This window comes from Streptomyces luteolus (assembly GCF_029968015.1).
Lineage (GTDB): Bacteria > Actinomycetota > Actinomycetes > Streptomycetales > Streptomycetaceae > Streptomyces > Streptomyces luteolus.
Genome location: NZ_JASCIS010000036.1, coordinates 49383 through 62601, shown reverse-complemented (window position 1 = coordinate 62601; position 13219 = coordinate 49383). Strand labels below are relative to the sequence as shown.

14 protein-coding genes are annotated in these 13219 nt (G+C 72.8%); 9 read left to right on the top strand and 5 right to left on the bottom strand.

Annotation, left to right across the window (positions count from 1 at the left end; translation table 11 throughout):
- Position 1: 1 nt before the first annotated feature.
- Positions 2-181 (bottom strand): hypothetical protein, encoded by a 180-nt coding sequence (locus QIT00_RS28410; protein ID WP_282538270.1) that lies wholly within the window; start codon positions 179-181, stop codon positions 2-4.
- A gap of 274 nt (positions 182-455) precedes the next feature.
- Here QIT00_RS28410 and QIT00_RS28405 point away from each other — a divergent pair, with 274 nt between their 5' ends.
- From QIT00_RS28405 to QIT00_RS28390, 4 genes are all read left to right on the top strand, one after another.
- Complete coding sequence (locus QIT00_RS28405) at positions 456-1688, top strand: NYN domain-containing protein (protein WP_282538295.1); 1233 nt, start codon at positions 456-458, stop codon at positions 1686-1688.
- 309 nt (positions 1689-1997) lie between these two features.
- Positions 1998-2969, top strand: a complete 972-nt coding sequence (locus tag QIT00_RS28400) for an ABC transporter ATP-binding protein (protein WP_282538294.1) — start codon at positions 1998-2000, stop codon at positions 2967-2969.
- Between the two features lie 50 nt (positions 2970-3019).
- A complete protein-coding gene (locus QIT00_RS28395; RefSeq protein WP_282538293.1) occupies positions 3020-3790 on the top strand; it encodes an ABC transporter permease in 771 nt (256 codons plus the stop codon).
- Between the two features lie 58 nt (positions 3791-3848).
- Entirely contained in the window at positions 3849-4538 is a 690-nt protein-coding gene (locus QIT00_RS28390) for a hypothetical protein (RefSeq protein WP_282538269.1), read from the top strand.
- A 9-nt stretch (positions 4539-4547) separates the two neighbouring features.
- Here the strand turns inward: QIT00_RS28390 and ybaK are convergent, their stop codons facing one another.
- From ybaK to QIT00_RS28370, 4 genes are all read right to left on the bottom strand, one after another.
- On the bottom strand, positions 4548-5054 hold the full coding sequence (gene ybaK, locus QIT00_RS28385) for a Cys-tRNA(Pro) deacylase (protein WP_282538268.1): 507 nt from the start codon (positions 5052-5054) through the stop codon (positions 4548-4550).
- A 25-nt stretch (positions 5055-5079) separates the two neighbouring features.
- Positions 5080-5829 carry an LON peptidase substrate-binding domain-containing protein gene (locus QIT00_RS28380; protein ID WP_282538267.1) on the bottom strand — a complete coding sequence of 250 codons (750 nt, stop codon included), beginning with the start codon at positions 5827-5829 and terminating at the stop codon, positions 5080-5082.
- A gap of 318 nt (positions 5830-6147) precedes the next feature.
- Positions 6148-7140: a hypothetical protein gene (locus QIT00_RS28375; protein ID WP_282538266.1), complete on the bottom strand. Its 993-nt coding sequence runs from the start codon at positions 7138-7140 to the stop codon at positions 6148-6150.
- Between the two features lie 212 nt (positions 7141-7352).
- Positions 7353-8900: an oxidoreductase gene (locus tag QIT00_RS28370; protein ID WP_282538292.1), complete on the bottom strand. Its 1548-nt coding sequence runs from the start codon at positions 8898-8900 to the stop codon at positions 7353-7355.
- 424 nt (positions 8901-9324) lie between these two features.
- On the opposite strand from QIT00_RS28370, the gene hisD reads away from it, so the two are divergent.
- Genes hisD through hisH form a run of 5 tightly spaced genes read left to right on the top strand, consistent with a single transcriptional unit; the run spans position 9325 to position 13215 of the window.
- On the top strand, positions 9325-10656 hold the full coding sequence (gene hisD, locus QIT00_RS28365; RefSeq protein WP_282538265.1) for a histidinol dehydrogenase: 1332 nt from the start codon (positions 9325-9327) through the stop codon (positions 10654-10656).
- Positions 10653-11774 (top strand): histidinol-phosphate transaminase, encoded by a 1122-nt coding sequence (locus QIT00_RS28360; protein WP_282538264.1) that lies wholly within the window; start codon positions 10653-10655, stop codon positions 11772-11774. Before hisD ends, QIT00_RS28360 begins: the two co-directional genes overlap by 4 nt.
- On the top strand, positions 11771-12364 hold the full coding sequence (hisB, locus tag QIT00_RS28355) for an imidazoleglycerol-phosphate dehydratase HisB (RefSeq protein WP_282538263.1): 594 nt from the start codon (positions 11771-11773) through the stop codon (positions 12362-12364). Before QIT00_RS28360 ends, hisB begins: the two co-directional genes overlap by 4 nt.
- Positions 12365-12366: 2 nt before the next feature.
- Positions 12367-12531 (top strand): hypothetical protein, encoded by a 165-nt coding sequence (locus QIT00_RS28350; protein ID WP_282538262.1) that lies wholly within the window; start codon positions 12367-12369, stop codon positions 12529-12531.
- 45 nt (positions 12532-12576) lie between these two features.
- Positions 12577-13215, top strand: a complete 639-nt coding sequence (gene hisH, locus QIT00_RS28345; RefSeq protein ID WP_282538261.1) for an imidazole glycerol phosphate synthase subunit HisH — start codon at positions 12577-12579, stop codon at positions 13213-13215.
- Positions 13216-13219 lie beyond the last annotated feature (4 nt).

Below are 13219 nucleotides of genomic sequence, written 5' to 3'. Positions count from 1 at the left end.
GTCAGTTGTGGCCGAACTTCTTCTGCCGCTTGCCACGCTCGGCCAGGTTCGAAGGGCTCGGAGCGTCGCTCCGCACTTCGGACTGGACCTGCTGCTCCGCGCCGCGCTCCGAGGGCTGCTGCTGGCCGCGGCTCGACTGCGTCCGCTGGGCCGCCTGCTGGCGATTCTTGTTCTTGGCCATGGTGATCTGCCTCCTGAAGGGGATCTAGGGGCCAGGGCCGGGTTCAGATTCACATACGCCGACATAGCGCGCATGTCAGAGGATTACCGTGCGTAATTGCCGCCCCTTTTAACCGATCCGGAGAAAGCGCGCGCCGAACTTGCGGAAACGCCACGCCGAAGATCGAGTTCGGGACGTCAACCCCTGTGCGGTCGGGCAGACTCGAAAGACAACCCGAACCGAACCCGCCCCCGATTCCCGCAGTCGGGAGCCACAGGGAAAGAGGGTGGAAAGCGTGGACCGCTGCGTCGTCCTGGTGGACGCCGGGTATCTCCTCGGTGCCGCCGCGAGTCTTCTCGCCAAGGAGCCCTCACGGTCACGGATCACCGTCGACCATCCCGCCCTCATCCAGGCCCTCCGCGAACGTGCCGAGACCGAGACCGAGCGCCCCCTGCTGCGGATCTACTGGTTCGACGGCGCCCCCGACCGCGTACCGCAGCCCGAGCACCGCAGGCTCCGCGTGATGCCCCGCGTCACCGTCCGGCTCGGCGCCCTGACCCGCAGCGACGGGCGCTGGGCGCAGAAGGGCGTGGACGCCGCGATGCACGCCGAGCTGACCGAACTCGCCCGCAACCGGGCCTGCTCCGACGTCGTCCTGGTCACCGGCGACGGCGATCTGCTGCCCGGGCTGATGTCCGCCAAGGAACACGGCGTCGCCGTCCACCTCTGGGCCGTGCAGGCCGCCGACGGGGACTACAACCAGTCCGAGGACCTGGTCGCCGAGGCCGACGAGCGGCGCGTACTCGACCGCGCCTGGATCACCCAGGCCGTACGCGCGAAGGAGATCACCGGGGTCTGCGCGCCGCAGCCCGCGCCCCGTCCGGAGATCGCCGCGATCCTCTCCGCGCCGCTGCCCGAGTCCGCGCTCGCCGAGCACGCCCCCCAGGAACCCGCCACGCCGCAGAACGGCAGCCACGCCGGTCCCGCCGCCGCCCGCGCCGCCGAGCACCCCGGACCCGAGCGCACCCCGGCCAAACCCGGCGTACCCACCCCCAAGGACCTCGCCGCGCTGCACGGCCCCGGCGCCCCGGCCGGCAAGGAGCAGCCCAACGCCACGCTGCGCTGGTCCTCCGACAAGGGCTGGGTCGACCGGCCCGGCGGCCCCGGCGAACCCCCCGACGTCGTGGCGCTGCCCACGCTCGCTCAGCTCACCACCGCCGAACAGCGCTGGGCGGACCGCGAGGAGGACATCACCGCGGTCGGCGGTGACCCCTTCGAGGTGGGGCAGGTCTTCGCCCGCCGCTGGATGGCCCGGCTGCCCGAATCCGCCGAGGTGCGGGGGCTCTCCGGCATGTATCCGCGCATCCCGCACCGCATCGACGGCGAACTCCTGCGCTACGCCGCCCGGTTCGGCCTCCTCGCGCACAAGGACGACCAGATCGACGAGCACGACCGGTACGCGATTCGGGCCGGGTTCTGGCGTGAGGTCGACGTGCATGTGGCTGCGTCTGCGCCTTCGGGGGAGTAGGGGGTCCGCTGCGCGTCCCCCTAAGCCCCCTGCCCGCTGGGCTGTCGTTCGGCTGCCGCGCCGTTGTGGCTGGGCGCGCAGTTCCCCGCGCCCCTTTTGGGGCGCCTGCCCCCCGGGCCCGTCGTTCGGCCGCTGCTCCGTCGTGGCTTGTCGCGCCCACGCGGCGGAGCCGCATATGTCACAGCCCCGCGCCCCTTGCGGGGCCCTAGTCGTCCCCGTGGCCGACCCGGGCGGGCCGGTCCCGTAGTCTCGTCCCTCGTGAGTACGCGCACCGGCCACCCGAACGACCGTGCACACGGCGACGAGACCGTGTGCGAGACGCGTGAGCTGGTCAAGACGTATCCCGCCGCGCGCGGGCGCCGAGGTTCCCCCGCGACACCCGCCGTGCGCGCCACCGACGCCATCACGCTCACCGTGCGGCGCGGCGAGATCTTCGGCCTCCTCGGCCCCAACGGCGCCGGCAAATCCACCCTCGTACGACAGCTCACCGGGCTGATGCGGCCCGACTCCGGCGCTGTGCGGATCCTCGGGCACGACATCGTGCGCCACCCCGAGCGGGCCGCGCGGCTGCTCGCCTACCTCGGCCAGGAGTCCACCGCGCTCGACGAGCTGACCGTGGCCCTCGCCGCCGAGACCACCGGACGGCTGCGCGGCCTCGACCTGCGCGCCGCCCGTGCCGAACGCGACGACGTCCTCGACGAACTCGGCCTCGCCCCGCTCGCCGGGCGGCCCCTGAAGAAACTCTCCGGCGGCCAGCGGCGCCTCGCCTGCTTCGCCGCCGCCCTGGTCGGCGAGCGGCCGCTGCTCGTCCTCGACGAGCCGACCACCGGCATGGACCCGGTGGCCCGGCGCGCGGTGTGGGCCGCCGTCGACCGGCGTCGGGCCGAACGCGGCACGACCGTGCTGCTCGTCACCCACAACGTCATCGAGGCGGAGACCGTGCTCGACCGGGTCGCCGTGCTCGAACAGGGCCGCGTCATCGCCTGCGACACCCCCTCGGGCCTCAAGAGCGCGGTCGCCGGGGAGGTCCGGCTCGACCTCGTCTGGCGCGAGAGCGCGCCGCTCGACGTTCCCGAGGTCGCGGCCCTGCACGCCTCCGCTGAGGAGACCGGGCGGCGCTGGACGCTGCGGCTCGCCCCCGACGAGGCCCGCGCCGCCGTCGCGGCGGTCACCGGCGGCGAGGCCTTCGCGGCGCTCGATGACTTCACACTGGCCACGCCGAGCCTGGAGGACGTGTACCTCGCGCTCGGCGGGCGTACGAAGGGTTTGGTGAAGGTGTGACGGTGTACGAGACGGAGAGGGGTACGGCGGCCGGGCGGGCCGGCGGCTCGGTGGCCGCCCTGCCCGAGGCCCCGCTCGCCCCGCCCGCACGCCTGCTGCCCGCGCTCGGCGCCGTGTACCGGGCCCAGCTGTCCCGGGCGCGCGTCGCCCGCATCCCGCTGCTCTTCGTCGCGACCTTCCAATCCGTGGGGATCATGGTCCTGATGCGCGGCGTCGTCGACGGCGGGCAGGAGGCGCGGGCCGTGGTCGCCGGGTCCGCGGTGCTCGTCGTGGCCTTCGTCGCGCTCAACCTGCTCGCCCAGTACTTCGGTCAGCTGCGCGCCCAGGGCGGCCTCGACCACTACGCGACGCTGCCCGTGCCGCCCGCCGCCGTCGTCCTCGGCGCGGCCGGTGCGTACGCCTCGTTCACCGTGCCCGGCACGCTCGTCACGGCCGTCGTGGGGAGTCTCCTCTTCGGGCTTCCGCTCACGCACGTATGGGTGCTCGTGGCGGTCATCCCGCTCGCGGGCGCCGCGCTCGCCGGGCTCGGCGCGGCCCTCGGCCTGCTCGCGCCGCGGCCCGAACTGGCCACGCTGCTCGGCCAGTTGGGCATGTCGGCGGCGCTGCTCCTCGGCGTGCTCCCGGCCGAGCGGATGCCGCTCCTGCTGCAGTACGGGCGCGACCTGCTGCCCTCGACGTACGGCGTGGAGGCCTTCGCCCGGACCTTCGACGCGCACCCCGACTGGACCGCCGTGGGCCTCGACCTCGCGGTGTGCGCGGGCGTCGGCGTGCTCTCCCTCGCGGTCGCGACCCGGGCGTACCGGAGGGCCGCCGTCCGCTGAGGCGGATCATCAGCGGCCCGGGGCCGCCGCCGCCCGGAGGGCCTGGCACGATGGCAGGGTGACCGCACCGCACACACCTCCCCACAAGGCCTCCGCCCACGACCCCTGGGCCACGCCCCAGTCGTACGACAACGCCCCTCCGGTCCCCGAGGACGACGGGCCCGGACTGCGGCGGGAACTGATCCAGGCGGCGCTCGTCGCGGTGGTCCTCACGGTCTCCGGTGCGCTGCTCGGCCTGCTGTGGGGGCAGCTCGCGCCGCGGGTGCCGCTGGTCGCCGACGAGAAGGCCGTGTTCCTCAAGGAGATCGAGGGCGAGCAGGCGATCGGCGCCGACGGCACGTTCATCCTGCTCGCGCTCGGCTTCGGCCTGGTCAGCGGGATCGTGGTGTTCCTGCTCCGGCGGCGCGGCGGCATCCCGCTGGTGGTCGGGCTCGCGCTCGGCGGGCTGCTCGCGTCGGTCGTGGCGTGGCGGCTCGGGCTGCTGCTCGGACCGGGCGACGACGTGGTGGCCCGCGCCAAGGAGGTCGGTCCCGGTGTCGCCTTCGACGCGCCCCTGGAGCTGAACTCCCTCGGCTCCCTGCTCGCCTGGCCCATCGCCGCACTCGCCGTGCACCTCGGCCTCACGGCCCTGTTCGGCCCGCGCGACCCCGAGCCTCCCCTCGGCCCGTACCACGGCTGGCCGGCCGAGCCGGGCGACGCCCACCCGTACCCGCCGGACCACGGCGCGCAGGGAACGCGTACCGACTGAACCGGAAGGTCAGGCCCGGCCGATCGGGGCCATCACAGCCCCCGTGAGCTTCGCCAGGTCGTCCGGGGACAGCTCCACCTCCAGGCCGCGGCGGCCCGCCGAGACGCAGATCGTGGCGTGCCCGGAGGCCGAGTCGTCCAGGACCGTGGGCAGGCGCTTGCGCTGGCCGAGCGGGGAGATGCCGCCGCGGACGTAGCCCGTGGTGCGCTCCGCCGCCGCCGGGTCGGCCATCGCGGCACGCTTGCCCCCGACCGCCGCGGCCAGCGCCTTCAGGTCCAGCGAGCCCGCGACCGGGACCACGGCGACCGTCAGCGCGCCGTCCACGTCGGCCACCAGGGTCTTGAAGACGCGGTCGGGGGAGACGCCCATCGCCTCGGCCGCCTCCTCGCCGTACGACGGGTGGGCCGGGTCGTGCTCGTAGGCATGCACCGTGAACGGGACGCCCGCCTCGGTGAGGGCCACCGTCGCCGGGGTGCCGCCGGACTGCTGCTGCTTGCTCTTGGACTTCTTCGCCATCGGGCCCTCGCCTGCGCGTACGCGGTCAGTTCATGCTCGTCGGCCCGCGCGTCAGGTCGACGGCGGGGAGCGACGGCAGGTTACGGATCACCGCGGTCTCCGCGCGAAGGAGTTTCAGCTCGTCCCGCAGCCGGGACGCGGTGTCCGGGGCCTGAAGGAGGCGCTGCTTGGTCGGGGTGTCGAGGACCGCCGCGGCGGCGACCAGGTACGAGACCACCGACGGCTCGTCCGGCAGCTCCGCGCCCGTGGAGAGCGAGCGCTCACGGGCGCCCGCGAGCCGCTTCTGGTAGTTCCTGAACGCGCGGAGCACCCCCTCCGCGAGCGCCCCCGCCTCGTCGCCCGGATCCTCCTCCAGCTCCTCCAGCTCGGCCGTCAGATACGGGCCAGAGGCGTCCACGGAGTGCAGCAGGACCCGGGTGGTGCCGGTGGCCAGGACCTCGAAGCTGCCGTCTGCGCGCTCCCGTATGGTCGCGGCGTCCGCGATGCAGCCGATCTTGTGGAACGACTTCAGCGGATCGGACCCGAAGCCGGCGGCGGCGCCGCGCTCGGGCACCGCGGTCGCGTCGGGCAGACCCGGCTCGGCCGGCGCCACCTCATGGCCGTCGCGGATGGCGACGACGGCGAACCTGCGCGGCTCGTCGGAGTCGTCGGGCGAGGCCTTGACGAGGTCGCGCATCATCGCGCGGTAGCGCTCCTCGAAGACGTTCAGAGGCAGCACGAGTCCCGGGAACAGCACGGTGTTCAGCGGAAAGAGCGGAAGCCGGACGGTGGTCACGACGGACTAGCCTAATGGCCGCTCAAGCCCGCCCGGAGCGAGTCCGCCCAGAGCGGATTCCTCCGCCCCGGCCCGCCGCGCGCGGAGCGCCAGGCCGTGTCCGTAAAGCCCCTCCCCCAGCCTCCGGCCGGGAGGTGCCCCCAGCCCCGCGACGCCTGGCACGCACGCTCGCCGCACCGAGCGAAGGCCCAAGTACATCCAGTACGAGGGCCTGCGCCCGGCACGCCGAGAGCACGCTCCCCCAAGCTCTCGGCTCCGCTCGAGCAGGGGGGACCCCCATGACGCCGCCGGGGCCGCCCTTCGGGCGACGACGGGGCTTTACGGACACGACCTTGCGCGCAGCGGGGTCGCGGCGGCCACCTCCAGGCGTACGCCGTCGCGCAGTTCGAGGAACTGGCCGAGCGGGTCCTCGGAGATCCGGTCCCACGGGAAGGACGTCGCGTACGGCCCGATGAGCCGCAGCTGCTCCAGGGCATCGCGCCACCGCTCCAGGCGGACCAGGACGTACGCGAGCAGATTGCGCACCTCCGCCGGGTACGGGTCGCCCGCCTCGTACGCCGCCGACAGCTCGATCGCGCAGTCCGCCGCCGCGTGCAGCCGGCCCGCGGGCACCGAGGACCGGCCAGGACCCGCCAGATACGCGAACGCGCCCCGCACCGGCAGCGCCCGCACCAGCGACCCCGGCAGCGCCTCGGCCGCCGCCCGCTCGGCGAAGTCCAGGCACTCGCGGTGCGAGCCGTACCAGGACGCCGAGAGGTACTGCAGCGCCGCCGCGTGACAGCCGTAGTGATGCGGCGAGCGGCGCACCGCCTGGTCCCACAGCGCGTTGAACGCGGTGCGCGACGCCCCCCGGCCGCGCGCGTGGTCGAGGGCGATCCGCCAGGGCACCGGGTCGCGCGGATCGGCCTCCGCGGCGGCCGTGATCAGCGGTGCCGCCTCGCGGAGCAGCTCGGCGCGGGCCGGGGACTCCCAGGCGTGCCGGACCGCGAGTTCGGCCTTGACGAGGAGGGCGTCCGGGTCGTGCGGCGCGGCGCACTGCCAGGCCTCGAACCAGTCACCGCGGGCCTGCGCGAACGTGGCAAGGCGCAGCAGATACCGGTCCCGGTTCTCCCACTCGGCGCCCTCGCGCGTTCCGGCGAGCAGCTTCGCGGCCGCGTCGTACTCCCCGTGCCCCGCGGCGAGAAGGGCCGGGGCGAGGCGGTCGTCGGGCGCGTCGAGGAGCACCGCGTCGTCGTCCGGCAGATCCGCCGCGAGGCGCGGCGCGTGCCGGACCATCCGGGCCGTGCCGATCACGGCACGGAACAGAGCCATGGCGTGAGGCCTCCTCCCTTGCACCTGGTGCTTGCGTGGAGGGATGACGGTCGTACGGGGCGCCGGGTTGTACGGGGGCGGGTAACGGTTTGAATTTCAGCCCGTCCTGGGGGCACCTCCCAGCGATAGCTGGGGGAGATTGAGGACGAGCCCGCAGGGCGATCGACGGCGCCTGAGCCGACGGTGCGGGACGTGGTCCGGAAGGCGAGCGCTCACCCCCGCCGCAGCAGCCGTGATGCCCCCGCCGCCACCGTCGTCGCCAGGATCCAGCCGAGCAGGACGAGCGCCGCCGCCACCCACTGCCAGTGGTCCTCCACCCGCCAGTAGCCGTCCTGGCCCAGGTTGATCACCGGGACCAGGAGGTCCAGGGCGTACAGCGAGGGATTCCACTCCGGGCCCTCGCCGGGCTTCAGGGCGGGCGGCTTGTACTGCGCGAACGCGATCGCGCCCAGCGCCCACAGCAGCGCCATCCACACCGCGGCCCGGCCCGGCCGGTAGCCGTACGCCACCGTCCAGTCCTGCGCGTACCCCCACAGCTTGCCCGCGAGCGGCAGGGTCTCGCGGCGGCGGCGCTGCTTGGCGAGCAGCACCTCGCGGGCGTCGGCGTCCTCGCCGCTGTTGCGCAGCACCGTCGCGAGCTTCTCGTACGGCTCCGGGCTGTACTCCGGCGTCGCCGAGAGCACCCACTCCAGGCGCCGGGCGAGCGGGAAGCTGCCGCGCGGCACGAGGTTCTCGTACGTGAGACCGCCGACCCGCAGCTGGCCGGGACCCGGCCAACTCGTCGACTTGTCGACCAGGTTGACTATCTTCGCGCCGGACAGGACCACACTGCCCCGGGCCGGCTTCTCGCCCAGGAAGCGCAGCTCGGGCGCCTGGATGCGGCGAAGCGACAGCTCCTGCTCGCTCTCCATCTGGAAGCGGGCCTGCTCCAGGTCGAGGGCGTCCCCGAACCGCCCGTCGTCGAGCCGGATCCCGCCCTGGCACTCGAACTTCTGCACCCGCACCCCGCGCGCCGGGGTCGAACCGCCGGTCAGCGGCGGGTTGGAGGCCGCGGCGGGCGTCATGTACAGCGTGCGCTCCACGGTCAGCTGCGGGGCGTTCAGGGCCTTGCTGCCGTACGGGTTGAGCAGCCGGCTGCCGCGCAGGCTCAGCGAGACCCCGATCTGGGCGCCGCGCAGGCTCATCTCGCCGTGCGAGTCCATCAGTTCGGCCTGGAAGTCCTGGCCGACCGTGAGTCCGTCTCCGGTGAGCGTGCGGCCGCGCCGGTCGCGGTGCACCACGGCCTGGTTCAGGAGCAGGTCCGTGCCGATCTGGGCGTCGGTGAGGCGGATACCGCGGTGCACATGGCAGCGCGGCAGATGCAGATCGCCCTCGGTGTGCAGCCGGGCCGCCTCGAACCGCGGGATCGAGCAGTCCACCAGGCGCAGCGTGGAGAAATGGCTCTCCGGCAGCACGATCTCCTTCTCGAACCGGCAGCCCTTCATCTCCACGTACGGCTCGACCGTGCCGCCCGCGACGTCCAGCGTCCCCGTGATCTGCACGCCGGTCAGCTTGATCGACGAGACCCGGCCGGGCAGCGGCGGCGGCCCGTCCAGCATCAGCAGGCAGATCACCCGCGCGCGCACGCTGCGCTCGGGGCCCCAGGGGTGGCCGCCGTGCGGGTCGTCCACGTCCTGGTCGCCGCTGGACAGGTCGTATCTGCTGCCGTTCTGGAAGGCCTGCCACATGCCGATCTCGGCCGCGGTCAGGCCGTCCGGCATGTCCGTGTGCTGCCCGTCGACCACTGCTCGACTTCCTCCCCGTGAATGTCCGCCCCGGCGCGTGCCCCCGTGCCCCCGTGATGCCCGCTGCGTGACGACCCGAACGCACAGGGCCTCTCCGGCGGGTCATTCCGGGGGCGCGGGGCTGGCCCGCACCCCCACGCTCTCGGCTCCCCCAGCCTTCGGCCGGGAGGTACCCCCAGAGGAGGGAGGTGCCCCCAGAGCAGGGAGGACCCCCATCGCCCCGCTCAGCTCGACTGCCAGGCGCCGTCGACTGGGTCCCGCCCGACCCGCCGGGCAGACCCTAGCGGTGAAGCCGATCTTCCGGGGAGCCCTTATGCACGTCCCATCGCCGACCAGGGGCTTGTATCAGCCATTGATACGGGCGATCGCCCCCCGCGGGCCGTCTGCGAGAATTGGTTCCGTGATCTCCCGAATCGATCTGCGCGGTGACTCCCTCCCCGAGGGTGGCGCCCTGCGCGACCTGCTGCCCCGTGCCGAGTTCGACGTAGCGGCCGCCCTGGACAAGGTGCGGCCCATCTGCGAGGACGTGCATCATCGTGGCACCGCGGCGCTGATCGACTACGCGGAGAAGTTCGACGGAGTCAAGCTCGACCGGGTCCGCGTCCCGGCCGAGGCCCTCGCCAAGGCGCTCGCCGGGCTCGGCCCCGAGGTGCGCGCCGCCCTAGAGGAGTCCATCAGGCGCGCCCGCATCGTCCACCGCGAGCAGCGCCGCGCCCCGCACACCACACAGGTCGTGCCCGGCGGCACGGTCACCGAGAAGTGGGTGCCGGTCGAGCGCGTCGGCCTGTACGCACCGGGCGGCCGCTCCGTCTACCCGTCCTCCGTGATCATGAACGCGGTCCCGGCCCAGGAGGCAGGCGTCGAGTCGATGGCCCTCGCCTCCCCGCCGCAGGCCGACTTCGACGGCCTGCCGCACCCGACGATCCTCGCCGCCTGCGCCCTCCTCGGCATCGACGAGGTGTACGCGGTGGGCGGTGCCCAGGCCGTGGCGATGTTCGCGTACGGCACAGAAGGCCCCGACGGCTGCGCCCCGGCGAACATGGTGACCGGCCCCGGCAACATCTGGGTGGCCGCCGCCAAGCGCTACTTCACCGGCCGGATCGGCATCGATGCCGAGGCCGGGCCGACCGAGATCGCGATCCTCGCCGACGACACCGCCGACCCGGCCCACGTCGCCTCCGACCTGATCAGCCAGGCCGAGCACGACCCGATGGCCGCCGCCGTCCTCGTCACCGACTCGACCGCGCTCGCCGACGCCGTCGAGAAGGAGCTGGAGCCGCAGGTCGCGGCCACCAAGCACATCGAGGACCGGATCAAGCCCGCCCTGGCCGGCAGGCAGTCCGCGATCGTCCTGGTCGACGGCCTGGAGGAAGGCCTGCGCGTGGTCGACGCGTACGGCGCCGAGCACCTGGAGATCCAGGCCGCCGACGCCACCGCCGTGGCCGGGCGCGTCAAGAACGCCGGCGCGATCTTCATCGGCCCCTGGGCGCCGGTCTCGCTCGGCGACTACTGCGCGGGCTCCAACCACGTCCTCCCGACCGGCGGTTGCGCCTGCCACTCGTCCGGCCTGTCCGTCCAGTCCTTCCTGCGCGGCATCCACATCGTGGACTACACGCGGGACGCCCTGGCCGACGTCGCCCACCACGTGGTGACGCTCGCCGAGGCCGAGGACCTGCCTGCCCACGGTGCGGCCATCAAGGCGCGATTCGGATGGGAGGTTCCCGGGAAGTGACCAGGATCGACGACCTCCCCATCCGCGAGGAGCTGCGCGGCAAGTCCCCGTACGGCGCCCCCCAGTTGGACGTGCCCGTCCGGCTCAACACCAACGAGAACCCGTACCCGCTGCCCGAGCCGCTCGTCGAGCGGATCGCCGAGCGGGTGCGCGAGGCCGCCCGCGAGCTGAACCGCTACCCGGACCGGGACGCGGTCGAGCTGCGCACCGAACTGGCCCGCTACCTCACCCGCACCGGGAGGTACGAGGTCACGGCCGCCCACGTCTGGGCGGCCAACGGCTCCAACGAAGTGATCCAGCAGCTGCTCCAGACCTTCGGCGGACCGGGCCGCACGGCGATCGGTTTCGAGCCCTCGTACTCGATGCACTCGCTGATCTCCCGAGGCACCGGCACCGGCTGGATCTCCGGGCCGCGCAACGACGACTTCACGATCAACACCGAGCTCGCCGAGAAGGCCATCGCCGAGAACCGGCCCGACGTCGTCTTCATCACCTCGCCCAACAACCCCACGGGCACCGCCGTCCCGGCCGAGACCGTGCTGCGCCTGTACGAGGCGGCCCAGGCGGCCAAGCCGTCCCTGGTCGTGGTGGACGAGGCGTACGTCGAGTTCAGCCACGGCGCCTCGCTGCTCCCGCTGCTCGAAGGTCGGCCGAATCTCGTCGTCTCCCGGACCATGTCCAAGGCCTTCGGCGCGGCCGGTCTGCGCCTCGGCTATCTCGCCGCCGACCCGGCGGTGGTGGACGCGGTGCAGCTGGTGCGGCTGCCGTACCACCTCTCCGCCGTCACCCAGGCCACCGCGCTCGCCGCCCTGGAACACACGGACACGCTCCTGGCGTACGTGGACCAGCTCAAGCAGGAGCGCGACCGCCTCGTCCGCGAACTCTGGTCGATGGGGTACGAAGTCACCGCGTCCGACGCGAACTTCGTGCAGTTCGGCCGCTTCGACGGAGAGGGCGCCGCCCACGACGTCTGGCAGCAGATCCTCGACCGAGGCGTCCTGGTGCGGGACAACGGCGTGCCCGGCTGGCTGCGGGTCACCGCCGGCACCCCGGAAGAAAACGACGCGTTCCTCGATGCGGTACGCGAACTCAAGAAGGAGCAGGAGCAGAGCGCATGAGTCGCGTCGGGCGCGTGGAGCGCACCACCAAGGAGACCTCCGTCCTCGTCGAGATCGACCTCGACGGCACCGGAAAGGTCGATGTCTCGACCGGGGTCGGCTTCTACGACCACATGCTCGACCAGCTCGGCCGCCACGGCCTCTTCGACCTCACGGTGAAGACCGAGGGCGACCTGCACATCGACAGCCACCACACCATCGAGGACACCGCGCTCGCCCTGGGCGCCGCCTTCAAGCAGGCCCTCGGCGACAAGGTCGGCATCTACCGCTTCGGCAACTGCACGGTCCCGCTCGACGAGTCCCTCGCCCAGGTGACGGTGGACCTGAGCGGCCGCCCGTACCTCGTGCACACCGAGCCCGAGAACATGGCGCCGATGATCGGCGAGTACGACCCGACGATGACCCGGCACATCTTCGAGTCCTTCGTCGCCCAGGCGCAGATCGCGCTGCACATCCACGTGCCGTACGGCCGCAACGCGCACCACATCGTGGAGTGCCAGTTCAAGGCCCTCGCGCGCGCCCTGCGGTACGCCTCCGAGCGTGACCCGCGGGCCGCCGGCATCCTCCCGTCGACGAAGGGCGCGCTCTAACCATGAACGGCCTCTCGACCATCCTCATCGTCGTCGGCCTGTTCCTGATCGGCGGCGTGATCTCGTTCGCCAAGCAGGGCATGGGCAAGAGCCTGATCACGCTCCTCTCGATCGGCGCAGGCATGTGCCTGCTCGCGGGCGTCCTGCGGCTCGACTACTGGAACTGACATGCTCGAATACGGGAACTGACATGCTCGAATACGGGAACTGACATGACTGACAAGCAAGTTGTCGTCTTCGACTACGGCTTCGGCAACGTCCGCTCCGCCGAGCGGGCCCTCGCCCGCGCCGGGGCCGACGTCGAGATCACCCGTGACTTCGACAAGGCCATGAACGCCGACGGACTCCTCGTCCCCGGCGTCGGCGCCTTCTCCGCCTGCATGAAGGGCCTCAAGGAGGCGCGCGGCGACTGGGTCGTCGACCGGCGCCTGTCCGGCGGGCGCCCCGTCCTCGGCATCTGCGTCGGCATGCAGATCCTCTTCGAGCGGGGCATCGAGCACGGCGTGGAGGCCGAGGGCCTGGACGAGTGGCCCGGCACGGTCGGCCCCCTCAAGGCGGACGTCGTCCCGCACATGGGCTGGAACACCGTCGAGGCCCCCGAGGGCTCCGAGCTGTTCAACGGCCTCTCGCCGGACGAGCGCTACTACTTCGTGCACTCGTACGCCGTCCACGACTGGACCCTTCAGACCGCCAACCCGGCGATGCGCGCCCCGCTCGTCACCTGGTCCACGCACGGCGAGAAGTTCGTGGCGGCCGTCGAGAACGGCGCGCTGTGGGCGACGCAGTTCCACCCCGAGAAGTCCGGCGACGCCGGAGCGCAGCTGCTGAAGAACTGGATCTCCGTACTGTGACGAC

Excerpts from the sequence above, each read along its gene's own strand:
- hisB (WP_282538263.1), top strand. The coding sequence starts at position 11,771 with ATGAGTCGCGTCGGGCGCGTGGAGCGCACCACCAAGGAGACCTCCGTC.
- QIT00_RS28410 (WP_282538270.1), bottom strand. The coding sequence starts at position 181 with ATGGCCAAGAACAAGAATCGCCAGCAGGCGGCCCAGCGGACGCAGTCG.
- hisH (WP_282538261.1), top strand. The coding sequence starts at position 12,577 with ATGACTGACAAGCAAGTTGTCGTCTTCGACTACGGCTTCGGCAACGTC.
- QIT00_RS28375 (WP_282538266.1), bottom strand. The coding sequence starts at position 7,140 with ATGGCTCTGTTCCGTGCCGTGATCGGCACGGCCCGGATGGTCCGGCAC.
- QIT00_RS28350 (WP_282538262.1), top strand. The coding sequence starts at position 12,367 with ATGAACGGCCTCTCGACCATCCTCATCGTCGTCGGCCTGTTCCTGATC.
- ybaK (WP_282538268.1), bottom strand. The coding sequence starts at position 5,054 with ATGGCGAAGAAGTCCAAGAGCAAGCAGCAGCAGTCCGGCGGCACCCCG.
- QIT00_RS28370 (WP_282538292.1), bottom strand. The coding sequence starts at position 8,900 with ATGCCGGACGGCCTGACCGCGGCCGAGATCGGCATGTGGCAGGCCTTC.